Here is a 14,970-nt window from a genome sequence, read left to right as displayed (position 1 = left end):
TCCAGATATAGATAAGAATTATGTACATGTTCAGTTAGTTCCAGCTTCAGAATGGCTTATAAATCACAATCTTCATAAATACTGTTCTGTGATTGTAGTAGACAGTGCTGACAGTGTTGTAATAGGTGATATTCAGTATATAGATCAGGACAATGTTAAATTAACATTTACAGCAGCATTTGCAGGAAAAGCTTATTGCAACTAAGAAAGGTAATTTTATATGTCACGAAACTATTTAACAAATATAGATTTAAATAAGAACGAATTACAAAACGCAGTTATACAAAACCTTGCAATAGCACCAAGCAATCCAAAGGAAGGCCAAATATATTACAATACTGTAGATAAAACCTTCTATGGCTGGGATGGTACTGAATGGGAGGACTTGGGGGCAGAAGGTGGTACAGGTGGAACATATGATTATAATGAATTAATTAATAAACCTTTTATTCCTTCTAAAACAAGTGAACTGACCAATGACAGTGACTTTGTTACAAGAACTACTACTGATTCACTATCTACAGAGATTCAAAATATAAAGGTAGCTTTAGATGAGGATTCTGATGGAAGCATTATTGATACCATTGCTGACATTAAGGCTGAATGGCAAGCGGCAGATAGTGATTTGCAAACATTAGTTACTCAAAAAACTTCTAAATATACCCAGGTAATTGGAGATGGAACAATTACAGATTTTACTATTACCCATAACCTAAATACACTGGATGCCCATGTCACGGTTCGGGAAAACTCAGTACCTTATCAGGTAGTAATTCCTGATGTATATACTGTTGATGCAAATAATATTGGTGTTATGTTTTCTGTAGCACCTATAGCAAACCAATACAAAGTTATTATTATTGGATAAAGGAGAATTGTATGACAACATTTGTAGGAAAAGAACTAAAATATAATGAAAATGAAGTTTGGCATAAAGGTAACTTTAATCCTGATGCAGTAAAAACGCTACTGTTTCAGAACACACAAACAATAAAATTAGATTTTGAAACTAACAGAGTCCCTATAGGGTTAAAATTTAAAAAGGCACTTTCATTTGATAAATGGCAAATAATGTGTCTTTTAGCTTTAGCAAAAGAATATCAGTATGTTGATAATGCTTTGTTAGTAACCAAAAACGATGAAATAATTGAACCGGGTATTGAATACAAAGTAAGTGCCGACAAACATTGGATTGAGAAAATTGATGGTAACTGGGCTGTTGGTGATGTGTTTGATTATATGGTTTTTAAAAGTGAAGTATATTAAAGAGTGTGAAAAAATTAGCCTCCAATAATATAACTTCTAATTATACCTTTATTCGACATTGATTATCAGACTTATAATGATATGGGTATAGAGGTATAATTTAGAAAATATTATTTGGAGGTCGATTTGATGAAAAGATTTAATAAGTTATTATGTTTCATGGTAGTGTTTGTTGCGGTTATGTCAGCTTTTTGTACGGTTAGTTTTGCAGAGAGTCCTTTCAATTGGACGTCAAAGGCTAATATGTTAACCCCTGTATCAGGTTCTGCTTCTTTGAATGTTAATAATAATATTTATGTTTTTGGTGGAATGGTTAACAAAGATGGTTCTGTAACAGATAAAGTACAAGTTTATAATACAACTACAAATACATGGAGTTATAAGACCTCGTTACCAACTGCTATGAAAAGTTGTTATGCAGTTGAAATAAACGGGATAATTTATATTGCCGGGGGAACATTTCGTGACAATACCACAACATCAAAGTTTTTAGCGTACGATATTAGTACTGACACCTGGAATACAGAATTGGCTAGTCTACCAATTTCGTTAGGGGGTGCACCTTTAGCTGTTATAGATGGGAAGATATATGCATTTGGTGGGTATAATCATATTAATGGCCATCAATCTAATATATATATTTATGATCCAAGTTTAAATACTTGGACTAAAAACTCTGTTGGATTAAATTTTGCAAGACAGCAAATGGGTTTATCAATTTATGATGGAATGGTCTTTCTTATTGGAGGATGGGATGCAAATGGTGCATCTTCAATAGTTGAAGTATTTAACCCAAAAACAAATACTTGTACATTTAAGGCACCACTAAAGATTGCCAGAACATATACCGGGACTATTACATATGGTGGTAATATTTATGTTTTAGGGGGACGTACAAGTATTCCATGGGATGCTACTGACATAATTGAAAAATATAATATACAATCAGATACATGGACAGATATAGGAAAACTTAGCTATTCAAGGAGTTATCCGGGTGTAGCTTTAATTGAAAATAGCGTTTATATATTCGGTGGTACTGCTAATTTAAACACACTAATATATAACACTACTGAGGAAAATATTTTTCCCAAAACTCCATCAAATCTTATAGCTATACCAGGTAATAAAAAAGTCGATTTGTCCTGGACAGTTCCTACAACAGGCTCAGCAGTGTATAATATTAAACGTTCAACAACTCTAAGTGGCCCTTACGAAACAATAACAACAACATCGGCTATTACATATACAGACAACGATGTTACAAACGGAACCACTTATTATTATGTTGTAAGTGCTATTGTGGATGGAGTTGAGAGTCCGAAGTCAAATGAAGTTTCAGCAACTCCAACTGGTACTGAAGAACCACCAGTTATAACTGGTAACAAAGCTATACTTGAAATTGTTATGACTAATGGAACCATCAAAGAATACGACTTAACAGCGCAGGAAATGGAGAATTTCCTTACATGGTATGATAATAGGTCTGAAGGAGCTGATAAAGCTTACATATCAATCATTAAGAGAAGCAACGTTAAACCATTCGTGAGTCGAAATGAGTATCTGCAATTTAAAGAAATTTATAGTTTTGAAGTTAAGGAATATAAAGAATAATGTAATTTACTTAAGGGCATTTGGCTAACCACAGGTGCTCTTTTTCAACGCATAAGGATAATACTGCGTCCAAACTACACAGTATAGAACAACTATTTTATAAACATTTTTAATCAATATAATACTATTAATCTACTTTAACATTCCCAGTTGTAAAATCCAATAAGTAATTTACTATAATATTGATGGTGTACATATCCCACAACTTACAAATTGTTTCATATTGTAATAGAAAGTGGTATAATTTGATAATGATTTGTAAGTTGTGGGAGGGGAATACATGAGCATAAAAGATGATATGGATGAATCAGCAAAAATACTTGACGGAATTCAAAATTATGATAAGGATGGCTTTGCAAATCAACTTAAATATTGGTTAAAGGAACTAGAATTTTTTTATAATAAGGTAGTACCAAAACAAACTGGTAATCCCTCTACTTCTTTTTACGAAATTACAAAATCAATAAGGCCAAAAGAAGGACAAGTAGCGTTTTTTAATCTGAGAAGGGGTTATCCTAAAGAAGTATATGACGGTCACTATTGTTATATTTTAAAAGATTTTGGAATCAAATACTTAGTAATCCCAACGACTTCTGTAAAAGATAAATCAGAGGCAAATCCAGAATTTGAATTTGATATTAAGATGAAAAATTTTAAAAATGAATTAATTACTAGGCTTCAAATTTCTGACATAAGAGCAATTGATGTTCAACGTTTCAATGAAAAAAGAGAAGTGTTTAATGTAATAACAGATAAAGAAATAATTGTAAAAGAGATACTACGAATACTTTCATTAAATGTTGACACAATAATAAAAGAAGAGTAATATAGTATATAGAATTAATAATTTAAAAAAACCTTTTATTAGGCAAGCTTTCAAAAAACCCTTAAATGGGCAATTTTAAAAATATTTAAGAAAAAGACCTTTACATTAGAAATAATGTAGGGTCTTTTTTCATGTCTACAATTTAATATATATATCAACACGTAGAAAAAGACAGGGTTGCCCTCAAACAATCGCCCTGTCTTTCTTTTTGCTTACATAAAACAATTACATTATATGGTAAAAGCAAATAATTGTCAATTGGTATTAACATAGAAAATGAGGTGAGTGAAATGTCAGAATTTAATGAAAAATTATGTGATGAAAAACATAACGGAATAAAAGAAAAATTACAGGTTATAGATAAGCGACTTGATAATCACTCTGACGAAATCAAGAAAACAAATACTGAGGTTCAAGACCTCAAGGAAGTCCTAATTGAAGTAAAAGAACTTAATAAAAGAATGATAGATAATAGCAATAATAATACAACAGTAAAAGCCAGTAATAAAGCAATGTGGGGAGTTATTATAGCTTCATTTTTAACATCCGCTAGCAGTGTTATTGTTGTATTAGTTAAGTAAAAGGATGGTGATTGTATGAATAACGTGATTTTTAAGCATCCTGACCAAGCATACATATATAAACCTCTTTTAGATGCAGTAAATAAACTATGCAATGACTATAAAAAAAATGCTTTGTGTGTGGCAGGATATAGGAGCCTTGCAAAACAATCCTATTACTTTTTATTAGGATTGTGAGAATTTAAATATTCAATTAACGAAGCTTCTATAATTTTGCTAATTGGTATCATAGTCATTTCCGAACAATCTTTAAGTTACTTAATTAAATCAGTTGGTAAACTTGTTCCCAATCTTTCCTTGTTTTTTAGTATTATAATTACCTCTTAAAACATTGTAACACATGCATAAAGTGTTCAAGTAACATAACGTTATGTTAAAATTAAGAAAAGGAAGTGATTTAATGTCTGAATCAAACGGATACACCGTTTATATGCATACTTGCAAAATAAATAATAAATATTATATTGGTATCACTCAACAACAGGTTGAAAAGCGTTGGGGCGTGGAAGGTTGTGGCTATAAAACTCAATTACTATTTTACAGGGCTATAAAAAAATATGGTTGGAATGAAGGCTTTAATCATGAAATAATAGCAATTAATTTATCTAAGCAGGATGCGTGTAACCTTGAGATACAGTTAATAAGTCATTACAAAAGCAATAATCCAAAATTCGGATACAATATAGCCTATGGTGGAAATATTAATATTCCCACTGAATTAACAAAAATGAAAATATCTAAGGCACATATGGGAAGAAAAATGTCTCAAGAGTACTGTAAATCAGTAAGTGAAAGAGTTAAAGGCGAAAAACACCCACTATATGGCAAGCATCATTCTGAAGAAACTAAAAATAAGTTACGACAAGCAATTTCTGGGCATAAACACTCAGATGAAACAAGAGCAAAAATGAGTAAACAACGTAAAGGCAGAATAATTACAAATGAAACGCGTAAAAAGTTGAGCGAATCAAATAAAGGTAGAACCAGAAAAGATTTAGCCATAATCAATATGTCTCGCAAAGGTTCTAACAATCCAAATGCGAAGCCAATTATATGCGTAGAAACTGGAGTTATTTATGAAACCATTGAAGCAGCAGCAACAACATTGAATTTAGATCATGGATCAATTTCCAAATGTTGTTCTGGCATTCGAAAAACATGTGCTGGATTCCATTGGAAATTTTATTAAATTTAATAAAAGAAGGTATATATATGAAGATAATCCCAGGTAAATTCCCAGAAGAAAAAGATATAGAAAAATATATAAGTTTTGTAAGTGACGAATCACGAAATTGCAGTTTAGTATTTTTGCGCAGGTTAGCAGCTTTTGCTAGAGACAATGGTCATAAAATGACAGGTATTATAGGACGTAGAAGTTCAATAAAACAACAGCAATTATGGGATGCAGATTTAAAGAAAAATAAAGGTAGACCTAGTGAAAAAGTGGCTAGACCATTCACTTCATGGCATGAGTTCGGTTGTGCTGTAGATTTAGATGGTGACTATTAGGAGGCATATTCAATTAAACATTGGATTCCATACGGTAGATTAAATCAAGAACTTAATAGATATGGGTTAATGCTTCCATTAAATAATGTAGATTCTCCAAAAGTATTAGAATGGTGGCATTTGCAACCAATAGAATCAGATGGCGTAGCCTCAGATAAGCGTAAAAGTTTCTTAGATAAAGATGACGTGATATATAGTAAAGATAAAGTTGTAAAGGGAGATGATATTGTGACTTTTGAGGAAGCATTAAAAATAGTAGCTACAAAAGTTAATACAGATTATAATTTTTGGCTTAAAAAGAAAGATATAGACCCTTTATTTCCTGCTTTGATAATTAAAATTGGTAAAGTATTGGAGGGTGTAAAATGAAGAACATTGGATAAGGTATAGTATGAAGAGATTTAAGAAGGGGTATTTAGTATCCCTTCTTAAATTTTTTTCGCCTATTTTGTAGCATTTGAAATAAATGATAACCTTGAGAATTCTTGTGTTTTGTGATAAAATTACTCACTGGATACCATGTATTTTTATATATAAAAATCATATGAGTCCAGTGTGTGAAAATCAAAAAAAATAATAAGTAGATAGGTGAAACGCTTTATTTAAGCGGATGTGGCGGAATTGGCAGACGCGCTGGATTTAGGTTCCAGTGGGCGACCGTGGGGGTTCAAGTCCCTTCATCCGCACCAATAGTATCTAAACAAAAGCCGAAAGTGATTTTATCATTTTCGGCTTTTGTTATTTTCTAATCGCTATCAGACATCAAAAGTTGAAAAATGTGAAAAACTCAGCGGCACTTTAGATCCTGTATAAGAATTGTACAACCTTGTATATGCCTCTAAACGCTATTAATAGTTTTTTAAGCCTGTTTGAGAAGAGATTCTCTCAATAGATTGCTCATGGTACCTGTGATATAATAATAGCAAAAAGGTAAGATTTATATTGATATGCAATAGAGTAGGTAAAGAGAGGGGAGCTTAAAAAATGAATGCATTTCTATTAATAATACCTCTTTTTCTCATAAGGTTCGGCTTACTGAAAATGATAAATAAAGATTCTTTACGCCGTGCCGCTTTCTTTGCCCCATTAGAGGGTAAAGAAAAGGTCGCGTACCTTTTTTACCAGTTTTCAAACGCTTTTATGATCTTATATTCGGTTTTCTTGAAAATCCAGACCAAACCGCCGTTGTTTTTAATCGCCTTATTTATCTACGTCTTAGGCGTAAGTGTTCTTATAATTGCCACTGTTAACTTTGCGAAACCTGAACAAAGCGGAATAAATACAAACGGAATATATAAGATTTCCCGGAACCCTATGTATATAGGATATTTCATATATTTTGCAAGCTGTGTAATGTTAACGCATTCTATGCTGCTGCTTATATCTCTGCTTGTTTTTCAAATATCTGCACACTGGATTATTCTTTCTGAAGAAAGATGGTGCATCAACAAATTCGGGGCGGAGTATATAAACTACATGAATAAGGTTAAGCGGTACATTTAGTAAATCTTATTCCTAAGATGGATGGTAAATTAGCATGAATTCAATGAAGCTGTTGCAATGTTGGATAAAACTATTAAATCTGGATGCTTTGGCGCTATAGAGGAAAGATTAAAACAATATTTTAAGCGTGCAAAAGTTATGTGAAACGCTTTATTTAAGCCAATCCCAAATTAATCACTTAATCAATAACACTATGAAGCTCGGGTATGATTTGGTATAATATTTCTAAATACAATTTCATGTACATAATAAAGGAGAAGACTATGAGATACCGTTCACTGGGCAACACTGGAATGCAGGCCAGCATTATCGGTCTTGGCGCTGAGCATCTGGATGGAAAGTCTTACGAAACAGTAAAAGAAACTCTTGATGCAGCTATGGAAAATGGCGTCAATATAATTGATATCTTTATGCCCGGTCACGATATTCGCTAAAAGCTGGGCAAAGCGCTGAAAGACCGGCGTGAAAAAATGATTATTCAGGGGCACATTGGTTCCACTGATATTAACCAGCAATATGATATATCAAGAGATATGCCCACAGTGAAAAAGTACTTTGAAAACCTGTTGATAGATTTGGGTACGGACTATATTGATGTCGGGATGCTTTTTTTCATTGACACAGAAGAACACTTTGATGCAGTGTTCCATTCCGATTTTATTAAATACGCGCAGCAGCTGAAGCAATCCGGCACAATTCGCGCCATAGGCGCCAGTTCTCACAATCCTGTCATTGCTAAAAAAGTAGTGGAGACTGGTATTGTCGAGCTGTTGATGTTTAGCGTCAATCCAGCCTTTGATATGGTTCCTGCCAACACCGATGTATTGGACTATCTGTCAAAAGCTTTTGAAAAAGAAAAAATGCTCAAAATAGATGAAAAAAGACTGGAGCTATACCGCTTTTGCGAACAATTGAATATTCCCATCACTGTTATGAAAACTTTTGGTGGCGGCAAATTACTCTCAAAAGAGCATACACCCTTTGCCTCAGCACTTACCTCCAAGCAATGCATCCACTATGCCCTGACCCGGCCGGGAGTTGCCAGTGCATTGGTGGGCTGCCAAAGCAGAGCTGAAATGCTGGAAGCAATATCTTATATAAACAGCAAAGAAGAGGAGCTGGATTTCACCGCTGCCATCAGCAGTATGAATGAGAACTTCAAAGGCAACTGTGTCTATTGCAATCATTGTTTGCCCTGTCCTAGTAATATTGATATTGCAGCAGTTAATAAATACCTTGATATTGCCCTGGTTGATCAAACAGCTGTCGATAAAGGGATAGGCCGGCACTATAAAGAACTTTCCTCTCATGGCAGCGATTGCATTGAATGTGGGAGTTGTGAAAGCAAGTGTCCATTTTCGGTTTCCATTATCCATAACATGAAAAAAGCTGTCGAAGTTTTCTCTGTGTAAAAAACATATATCAATAACTTAAGCAAGATTTGAAAATAATTCGGATAAATAAATTTGAGCCTTCGGGCTCTTTTTTTGAGGCTTATTTGCCGAAGCACAAACTCTTATAAAATAAAAGTAACTTGTTTGAAGTGCTCTCAATTAGAGGGTGCTTTTTATTTGTTTACAATATTTAACTAGCGTTTGGGGCAACTGCTAATTATGATTTATGAACCAAAGATTTGTGAATCAACAGTTGACAGCAAAGCAAAATCTGATATAATACGAGTTAGCCAATGCTAACTGATGCTGAATTATGCTGATAAACACCAAATTAGGAGATAATATGCGCAAATTTCTTTGGATAAACCCTGTTGCTTCCGAAATGTATGCTTCGCCAACAGTGAGGAGCCAGCTGGTGAAAAATGGCTTCGAGTTGGTGAGTTGTTCGCAGGACCACATTGCCTATGTAAAAGGTAAGTATCGCCTGTCCATTGAGAAATCTCTGCGCTGTGTTGCGGACATGCGATGTCCCATGGCGGTGAGTTACATAAAAGAACAGTACACAGATTCACATTTGGAATATCCGGATATCGAGCCAATTCTGATTCACTGTGCCAGAGAGCTGCAGAAACGGCTGGAAGGAAAGGGTGATTTGTATATTACAACACCTTGTGCCTCTTTGCGGGATTTGGGAAACAGTCTGGAGTTGGCGGGGGTCAAGTTCTACACCTGGAACGAGTTCGCAAAGCAGCAGGGCCTTTTGCTGCAAAAGAGGACGCTGGAAGCAAGTCCTATCCCTCCGGGATTCTTTGTGGAATATGGAACAAAGGCGAAGGTGCTGGACAGCAAGGGAAAAATTGACCGGTATTTTTCCTCGATGAGTCAGACACCTGGCGAGAAAATATTGGAACTGCTGTATTGCTCCGGCGGCTGCCATAATGGAGATGGAATATAGAAAGGGAAACAATGAAGAATTTTTGGAAAGCAGCACTGCCAATCATAGTGATTTTTCTGCTTTGGCAGGTCGTGTCAGACATGCAGATTTGGAGTTCTTATGTTCTCCCAGGTCCGGGGCAAGTATTCCGTTCGTTTTGGGCTATGGTGAAAAGCGGAGTGCTGCTGCTGCACATCTTGGTCAGTCTCTGGCGTGTGCTGACGGGCTTTTTGATTGCCTTTGTGCTGGCATTCCTTTTGGGAATTCTGGCGGGAGTTCGCCCGGCATCCGCTCCATACTACAGGCACATTGTAGAATTTATGCGTAATGTACCGCCGCTGAGCTTGATTGCGCTGTTGATATTATGGTTTGGCATTGGAGAAACCTCTAAAGTTATCATTATTGTACTGGCATCCTTTTTTCCTATGTTTTTGAACATAAAGAAAGGGTTGGCATCCTGCGATATCAAGCTCCTGGAGGTGGGACACTCTCTTGGTTTTAATAAAATACAGAAGTTTTGCCGCATCATGCTGCCCCATGCTCTGCCGGATATTCTGGTGGGAATGCGCGTAGGCCTTGGCTACAGCTGGCGTGCCATAATTGGTGCCGAAATGATTGCGGCCTCCAGAGGTCTTGGTTATTTGATTTTAGATGCCCAGCAGATGTCACGGTCGGATAAGGTCATTGTTGGGATTTTTGTTATTGGTATTGTAGGCTATTTATGTGACTGCCTATTTTCCCTTGCTATCCGAAAAGCTTTGCATGGAGGTGTTGACAATAGCTGGAGTTAGATTGGAGAATTTGTGCAAAAGCTACCGGGTAGCCGAAAAGCAGCTAAAGGTTCTGGATGGATTAACAGTAGAATTTCCTGAACAAAGTATAACAGTCATACTTGGCAGAAGCGGCTGCGGAAAAACTACCCTTTTGCGGGTATTGGGCGGCTTTGAGGAATATGACAGCGGAACACTGTTGAGGCCGCCGCTGCACAAAATGGGCATGGTGTTTCAGGAACCCAGGTTGATGCCCTGGCTCACGGTGTGGAAAAACGTTATCTTTGGACTGCCAAAGGCCCAGGTGGATCCTGACCGCATTCGGGAACTCATCAACACCGTAGGGCTTGTTGGATTTGAAAATGCTTATCCCGCCCAGCTTTCCGGGGGAATGCAGCAAAGAGCGGCACTGGCCCGGGCCCTGGCATACGACCCGGAACTGATCCTGATGGATGAACCCTTCGCAGCACTGGATCACTTCATCAGGGAGGCCATGCAGGACGAGCTGCTGCGTATTTTTTCGGTACATAAGAAGAGCATTATTTTTGTAACTCATAGTATTGACGAAGCCCTGCTGTTGGGGCAGAAAATTCTGGTGCTGGATCAGGGGCGGGTGGAGCAGGAATTTTCGTTGGAGTCATTTGATTATCCCAGAGATATTTTATCCCCCGAATTGATTGATGTTAAAAAAAATATAATTAAAATAATTACGCAAAGGAGTATAACATGAAACGTATTTTTTCACTTTTATTAATCGTTGCAATTATGGTTGCTGCGCTGGCGGGCTGCGCAGGAGAAGAGAAACCCGTTGAGCAGTCGGCGGGCAGCAGCTCGGCGGCTGAGATATCTGAGACAGCGCCGGAATTCACGGTGAACAAAATTGGTGTAACCTATGTAAAGTCCCCCCTCAATGTGCCGTCTATTATAGAAAAAGAGAAGGGCATCTTCACGAAAGCCTTTTCAGAATATGGTTTGCCGGTGGAATATTCAAACCTGACTACGGGACCTGAGCAAACCCAGGCATTAGCTTCCGGCGATATTCAGTTCTTATACGCGGTGGGAGCTACTTCGGTCATACTGTCGGCCTCCAACGGTGCGGATGTTAAAATTATCAGTACATATAGCCGATCCCCCGAGGCATTTCGCTTGTTCGCCGGCAAGGACAGCACTATTCAAACAGCCGCTGATCTCAAAGGAAAGAAGATTGCAGGCCCCAAGGGTACTATTTTGCACGAACTGCTGGTTGCTTACCTGGCAACCGCGGGTTTGACAGAAAGCGATATTGAGTTTGTTTCCATGGGCATTCCCGATTCACAGGCCGCTTTGGTGGGTGGAACTGTGGACTGTGCACTTCTTGCAGGTCCAGTTGCATATAATATGGCTAAGGACGGCTATCGTGTGGTGACCACAGGAAAAGACCTGGTGGACGCTACAATTGTAGTAGCCACAAGCGGAGCATTCTATGAAAAGAATCCTTTACTGGTCAAACGGTTCCTGGAAGCGCAGGCAGAGATAGCACAGTATATGAAGGAAAATGCTGAGGAAACTCTGGAAATCACTGCCGGGGAAACCGAGCTGAGTATTGAAGCGGTAAAGGAAATGTTCCCGATGTATGATTTCAGTACTGAAATCACTGAGGCCGATATCACTTCTATGAAAAAGACGGAACAGTTCATGAAAGACAATGGCATGATTGAAAATAGAGTGGATATCAATGGTTTAATTCTTAAAATTGATTAAAATAAATTAAGTTCAAAGAGAGATCCTAATTATTGATAAAAAGCCCTCAGGGAGCATCGCAGAAATCCTTGAGAGCTATTTTTTTACTTTTTTCTTGAGTGTTGTTCCCATAGGCATATGATATTATGGCGGATAAAGATTATCATCGGAGAGGTTATGCCGGAAATTTTATTGCTTTTTGGCTTTAAGGCAGATAAATTGCCAGGCTTGTTGACAGGGTATTAAAAAGGATATATAATAGCTTACGTTACATAACAATAGTTATTTAAAGGAGAGTTACTATGCCCCCAAGACCTAAAATTTTTAAAGAAAAGATATTGGAGGCGGCATTCAATCTAACGAGAGAAAAGGGATGGGAAAATATAAATGCCCGCAGTCTGGCATCCAAACTCTCCTGTTCCACACAGCCAATATTCCGGATTTATAAGGATATGGCCGAATTGAAAAAAGATATATTTGACTATATAGAAGCTTTTTATAATCAATATATTGAAAGCCACATTGACCCGGAGAATATATTTTTTAGCATAGGAATGGCATATATCGGTTTTGCTAAAGAAGAGCCCAATCTCTTTAAAATGCTTTTCATGAGTAATAATTTTAAAACCGCCAGCTTTATGGAAATGTTGGAGGATGAAGAAAATTCAGCTATTGCTGACAGAATCGCTGCAGGTAATCAAATAACCATCGAAAATGCAAAATATCTTTATATGGAAACCTGGCTGTTTACTCATGGAATAGCATCTATGGTAGCCACAAATAGTTGTTCCTTTCAAAATAACGAGATTGCACAGATGCTCCGTAATGCATTTATGGGATTTTTAAAACTGATAAAGGAAGTAAAAGAAAATGAATAATAAAAAGCAGATTATCATCAGACTGAGTGTTGTGGTAATAGTATGTTTGTCGTGTCTTTTCCGGATTATTGGAATAGCAATACTGGCTGCAATCCCATATTTGCTTATCGAAAAAAAGATTAATAAAAAAAGTTTTAAGGATATAGGGCTTAGTCCCCGCAGTTTTCCGGGCGATTTAAAAAAATACTGGTGGTTGATTATATTGCCTGTTATCAGTGGAGTGACTGCTGTAGGCCTGTCAAAAATAATTGTACCTGAGTTCTATCAGCATGTTTTAGAGCGGACACAACCGATGCTGTTATTTGATAAGGTATTTCTATTAATAATCCAGCTGATGGTTTTGGCCTTTATAGAAGAATTGGTATTCCGCGCCTTTCTGCAGGCGAATATCAGCACGGTGATAAAGCCGGCTTACGCAATTGCAATCACTTCATTCTTTTTTTCAATTGGTCATTATTCTTCCGGTGCCGTATTTGTCGTTTTGTATGATTTAGTATTCATATTTATAGACAGCCTCTTATACGGTATGATTTTTCAAAAGACCAAAAGCGTGTATTCCTGTGCATTTTCACATTTTATAGCCAATGCCGTGGGTGTATTTATACTTTTAATCATGTGATTTTATCAAGAAAATTATGGACCTTTTAGAAATAATAAAAGCTTCCGGATAACGTCAACCATTATATTATGGTTGGCGTTGTTTTATGCCATTAAAAAGAGTAAAAAGCTATAGCCGGGAGCTGGTACTCTGTTGAGCCAATCCCATATACAAATATTGGGATGAAAATTTTATATAAATAAAAATCCATAAATCATGACAAGATAAAAATATATTTATAAAAAGCAGAAGGGAATTATAAGTATATATGGAATATAAATACACAAACCCGTTAAATGGTGGAGAGCCAAGACAAGGAAAGGAGATGAGCGTATGACAAGGTTTTATTTGGAAAAACTGAAGAATGTTGAGGCTCCTTTAGAAAATTCCTTGATCAGGTGGTGGCATTATGCACTGGCTGCCGCTGCCATAGCCGCTGTAATATTATTGTAATATCAGCTGGCAGGAAGAAAAACAAGTAAAGTGCCGTAAAAAATTACGGCACTTTACTTGTTTTTTAGTTTTTGGAAGTTATATTATAAAAATTTTGTAAATTTTTCTTAACAAAAAGAGAATTTTTAAGAAATATATAGATTAGTTATAAAAAATAGTATATAATGGAGTAAATTGTAATAGGTGGTGATTATATGTTGAGTAAGATCACTAAAAAAATTACAAATGAGATACTTATTACAGTACCGGGTATCACGGAAGAAAAAGCGGAAGAAATAGATTATGGTCTTTATATGGCCTTTTCCGACGGTCTCAAGCTAATAGCGGTATTACTGACGGCATTCGCCCTCGGGCAGTTAAGGTATGCATTGGTAGCCGTTGCCGTATTTTCTGTAAACAAGTCTTATTTCGGCGGTATTCATGCTAAAACTCAGCTGGGTTGCATTATTACACATTTTACATTTATATTTGGAACCATTTATTTGTCGCATATTATCGCTTTTAATTATTTAAATATTATTTTGTTTATCATATCAGGTGTTCTAGTGTACTTATATGCTCCGGCCGATTTAATTTCGAAGCCGATAATTACCGAAAAGAGACGGAAGGAATTAAGAATCAAGAGCAGTGTAGTTTTTATCATATGTTTTATAATCAGCTTTTTTGTGCCAAAGGATTTTTCGAATGTTATGTCAATTATTACATTGATTAATGCCGTAAATCTTACACCGGTGGTGTATAAAATAACAAAGAATAGAAAGGGTGGGGTATTAAATGAAAAAAGGTAAAATCAGGTTGATGGTAATGACTGTTTTGTCCATGGTTGGAATTATCGCGGCAACTTCTTCGGCAGGGGCTTGTTGGTTCTCATCATTTTATCAGCAGGAGTGCCCCAAATCATTACTGAAATAGACTAAAGGAAATA

General features: G+C 36.4%; 21 protein-coding genes and 1 tRNA gene. All 22 read left to right on the top strand.

Annotated elements, in window-relative coordinates; translation table 11 throughout:
* Nucleotides 1-205 (top strand): hypothetical protein (locus tag CTER_RS28615; RefSeq protein ID WP_004625407.1); only part of this gene is annotated, 205 nt, incomplete at its 5' end.
* Nucleotides 206-220: 15 nt separating this feature from the next.
* Nucleotides 221-868, top strand: a complete 648-nt coding sequence (locus tag CTER_RS10605) for a hypothetical protein (protein WP_004625449.1) — start codon at nt 221-223, stop codon at nt 866-868.
* A gap of 11 nt (nt 869-879) precedes the next feature.
* The gene (locus CTER_RS10600; protein WP_004625429.1) at nt 880-1,266 is read left to right on the top strand and encodes a hypothetical protein; all 387 of its coding nucleotides are present in this window, start codon (nt 880-882) and stop codon (nt 1,264-1,266) included.
* Nucleotides 1,267-1,395: 129 nt separating this feature from the next.
* Nucleotides 1,396-2,880, top strand: coding sequence for a Kelch repeat-containing protein (locus CTER_RS26950; protein ID WP_004625424.1), 1,485 nt, complete (start codon nt 1,396-1,398; stop codon nt 2,878-2,880).
* Nucleotides 2,881-3,160: 280 nt separating this feature from the next.
* A complete protein-coding gene (locus CTER_RS10590; RefSeq protein WP_004625430.1) occupies nt 3,161-3,706 on the top strand; it encodes a hypothetical protein in 546 nt (181 codons plus the stop codon).
* A gap of 290 nt (nt 3,707-3,996) precedes the next feature.
* Nucleotides 3,997-4,287: a hypothetical protein gene (locus CTER_RS10585; RefSeq protein WP_004625435.1), complete on the top strand. Its 291-nt coding sequence runs from the start codon at nt 3,997-3,999 to the stop codon at nt 4,285-4,287.
* 15 nt (nt 4,288-4,302) lie between these two features.
* Nucleotides 4,303-4,464: a hypothetical protein gene (locus tag CTER_RS28295; RefSeq protein ID WP_004625425.1), complete on the top strand. Its 162-nt coding sequence runs from the start codon at nt 4,303-4,305 to the stop codon at nt 4,462-4,464.
* A 223-nt stretch (nt 4,465-4,687) separates the two neighbouring features.
* Nucleotides 4,688-5,476 carry an NUMOD3 domain-containing DNA-binding protein gene (locus tag CTER_RS10580; RefSeq protein ID WP_004625433.1) on the top strand — a complete coding sequence of 263 codons (789 nt, stop codon included), beginning with the start codon at nt 4,688-4,690 and terminating at the stop codon, nt 5,474-5,476.
* Nucleotides 5,461-5,796 carry a D-alanyl-D-alanine carboxypeptidase family protein gene (locus CTER_RS10575; RefSeq protein ID WP_165585960.1) on the top strand — a complete coding sequence of 112 codons (336 nt, stop codon included), beginning with the start codon at nt 5,461-5,463 and terminating at the stop codon, nt 5,794-5,796. Before CTER_RS10580 ends, CTER_RS10575 begins: the two co-directional genes overlap by 16 nt.
* Nucleotides 5,797-5,865: 69 nt before the next feature.
* Nucleotides 5,866-6,165, top strand: coding sequence for a hypothetical protein (locus tag CTER_RS10570; RefSeq protein WP_004625466.1), 300 nt, complete (start codon nt 5,866-5,868; stop codon nt 6,163-6,165).
* A 237-nt stretch (nt 6,166-6,402) separates the two neighbouring features.
* A tRNA-Leu gene (locus CTER_RS10565) sits at nt 6,403-6,485 on the top strand.
* Between the two features lie 295 nt (nt 6,486-6,780).
* Complete coding sequence (locus tag CTER_RS10560) at nt 6,781-7,299, top strand: methyltransferase family protein (RefSeq protein ID WP_004625411.1); 519 nt, start codon at nt 6,781-6,783, stop codon at nt 7,297-7,299.
* 263 nt (nt 7,300-7,562) lie between these two features.
* Nucleotides 7,563-7,733, top strand: a complete 171-nt coding sequence (locus CTER_RS28795; protein ID WP_242834969.1) for a hypothetical protein — start codon at nt 7,563-7,565, stop codon at nt 7,731-7,733.
* 3 nt (nt 7,734-7,736) lie between these two features.
* Complete coding sequence (locus tag CTER_RS10555; protein ID WP_341349522.1) at nt 7,737-8,711, top strand: aldo/keto reductase; 975 nt, start codon at nt 7,737-7,739, stop codon at nt 8,709-8,711.
* A gap of 325 nt (nt 8,712-9,036) precedes the next feature.
* Nucleotides 9,037-9,648, top strand: coding sequence for a hypothetical protein (locus tag CTER_RS10550; RefSeq protein WP_004625434.1), 612 nt, complete (start codon nt 9,037-9,039; stop codon nt 9,646-9,648).
* Nucleotides 9,649-9,659: 11 nt separating this feature from the next.
* Complete coding sequence (locus CTER_RS10545; protein WP_004625410.1) at nt 9,660-10,418, top strand: ABC transporter permease; 759 nt, start codon at nt 9,660-9,662, stop codon at nt 10,416-10,418.
* A gap of 1 nt (nt 10,419) precedes the next feature.
* Nucleotides 10,420-11,127, top strand: coding sequence for an ABC transporter ATP-binding protein (locus CTER_RS10540; protein WP_004625432.1), 708 nt, complete (start codon nt 10,420-10,422; stop codon nt 11,125-11,127).
* Nucleotides 11,124-12,137 (top strand): ABC transporter substrate-binding protein, encoded by a 1,014-nt coding sequence (locus CTER_RS10535; RefSeq protein WP_004625454.1) that lies wholly within the window; start codon nt 11,124-11,126, stop codon nt 12,135-12,137. Before CTER_RS10540 ends, CTER_RS10535 begins: the two co-directional genes overlap by 4 nt.
* Before the next feature lie 281 nt (nt 12,138-12,418).
* Entirely contained in the window at nt 12,419-12,994 is a 576-nt protein-coding gene (locus tag CTER_RS10530; protein WP_004625459.1) for a TetR/AcrR family transcriptional regulator, read from the top strand.
* Entirely contained in the window at nt 12,987-13,613 is a 627-nt protein-coding gene (locus tag CTER_RS10525) for a CPBP family intramembrane glutamic endopeptidase (protein ID WP_004625439.1), read from the top strand. Before CTER_RS10530 ends, CTER_RS10525 begins: the two co-directional genes overlap by 8 nt.
* Nucleotides 13,614-14,239: 626 nt before the next feature.
* Nucleotides 14,240-14,833 (top strand): accessory gene regulator ArgB-like protein, encoded by a 594-nt coding sequence (locus CTER_RS10520; protein WP_004625427.1) that lies wholly within the window; start codon nt 14,240-14,242, stop codon nt 14,831-14,833.
* Nucleotides 14,820-14,957 carry an AgrD family cyclic lactone autoinducer peptide gene (locus CTER_RS27585; RefSeq protein WP_004625443.1) on the top strand — a complete coding sequence of 46 codons (138 nt, stop codon included), beginning with the start codon at nt 14,820-14,822 and terminating at the stop codon, nt 14,955-14,957. The genes CTER_RS10520 and CTER_RS27585 overlap by 14 nt, the downstream gene beginning before the upstream one ends.
* Nucleotides 14,958-14,970 lie beyond the last annotated feature (13 nt).

Source organism: Ruminiclostridium cellobioparum subsp. termitidis CT1112 (genome assembly GCF_000350485.1).
GTDB lineage: Bacteria > Bacillota > Clostridia > Acetivibrionales > DSM-1351 > Ruminiclostridium > Ruminiclostridium termitidis.
Note: the sequence above shows the minus strand (reverse complement) of the source record. Positions and strands in the feature narration are given on the sequence as shown.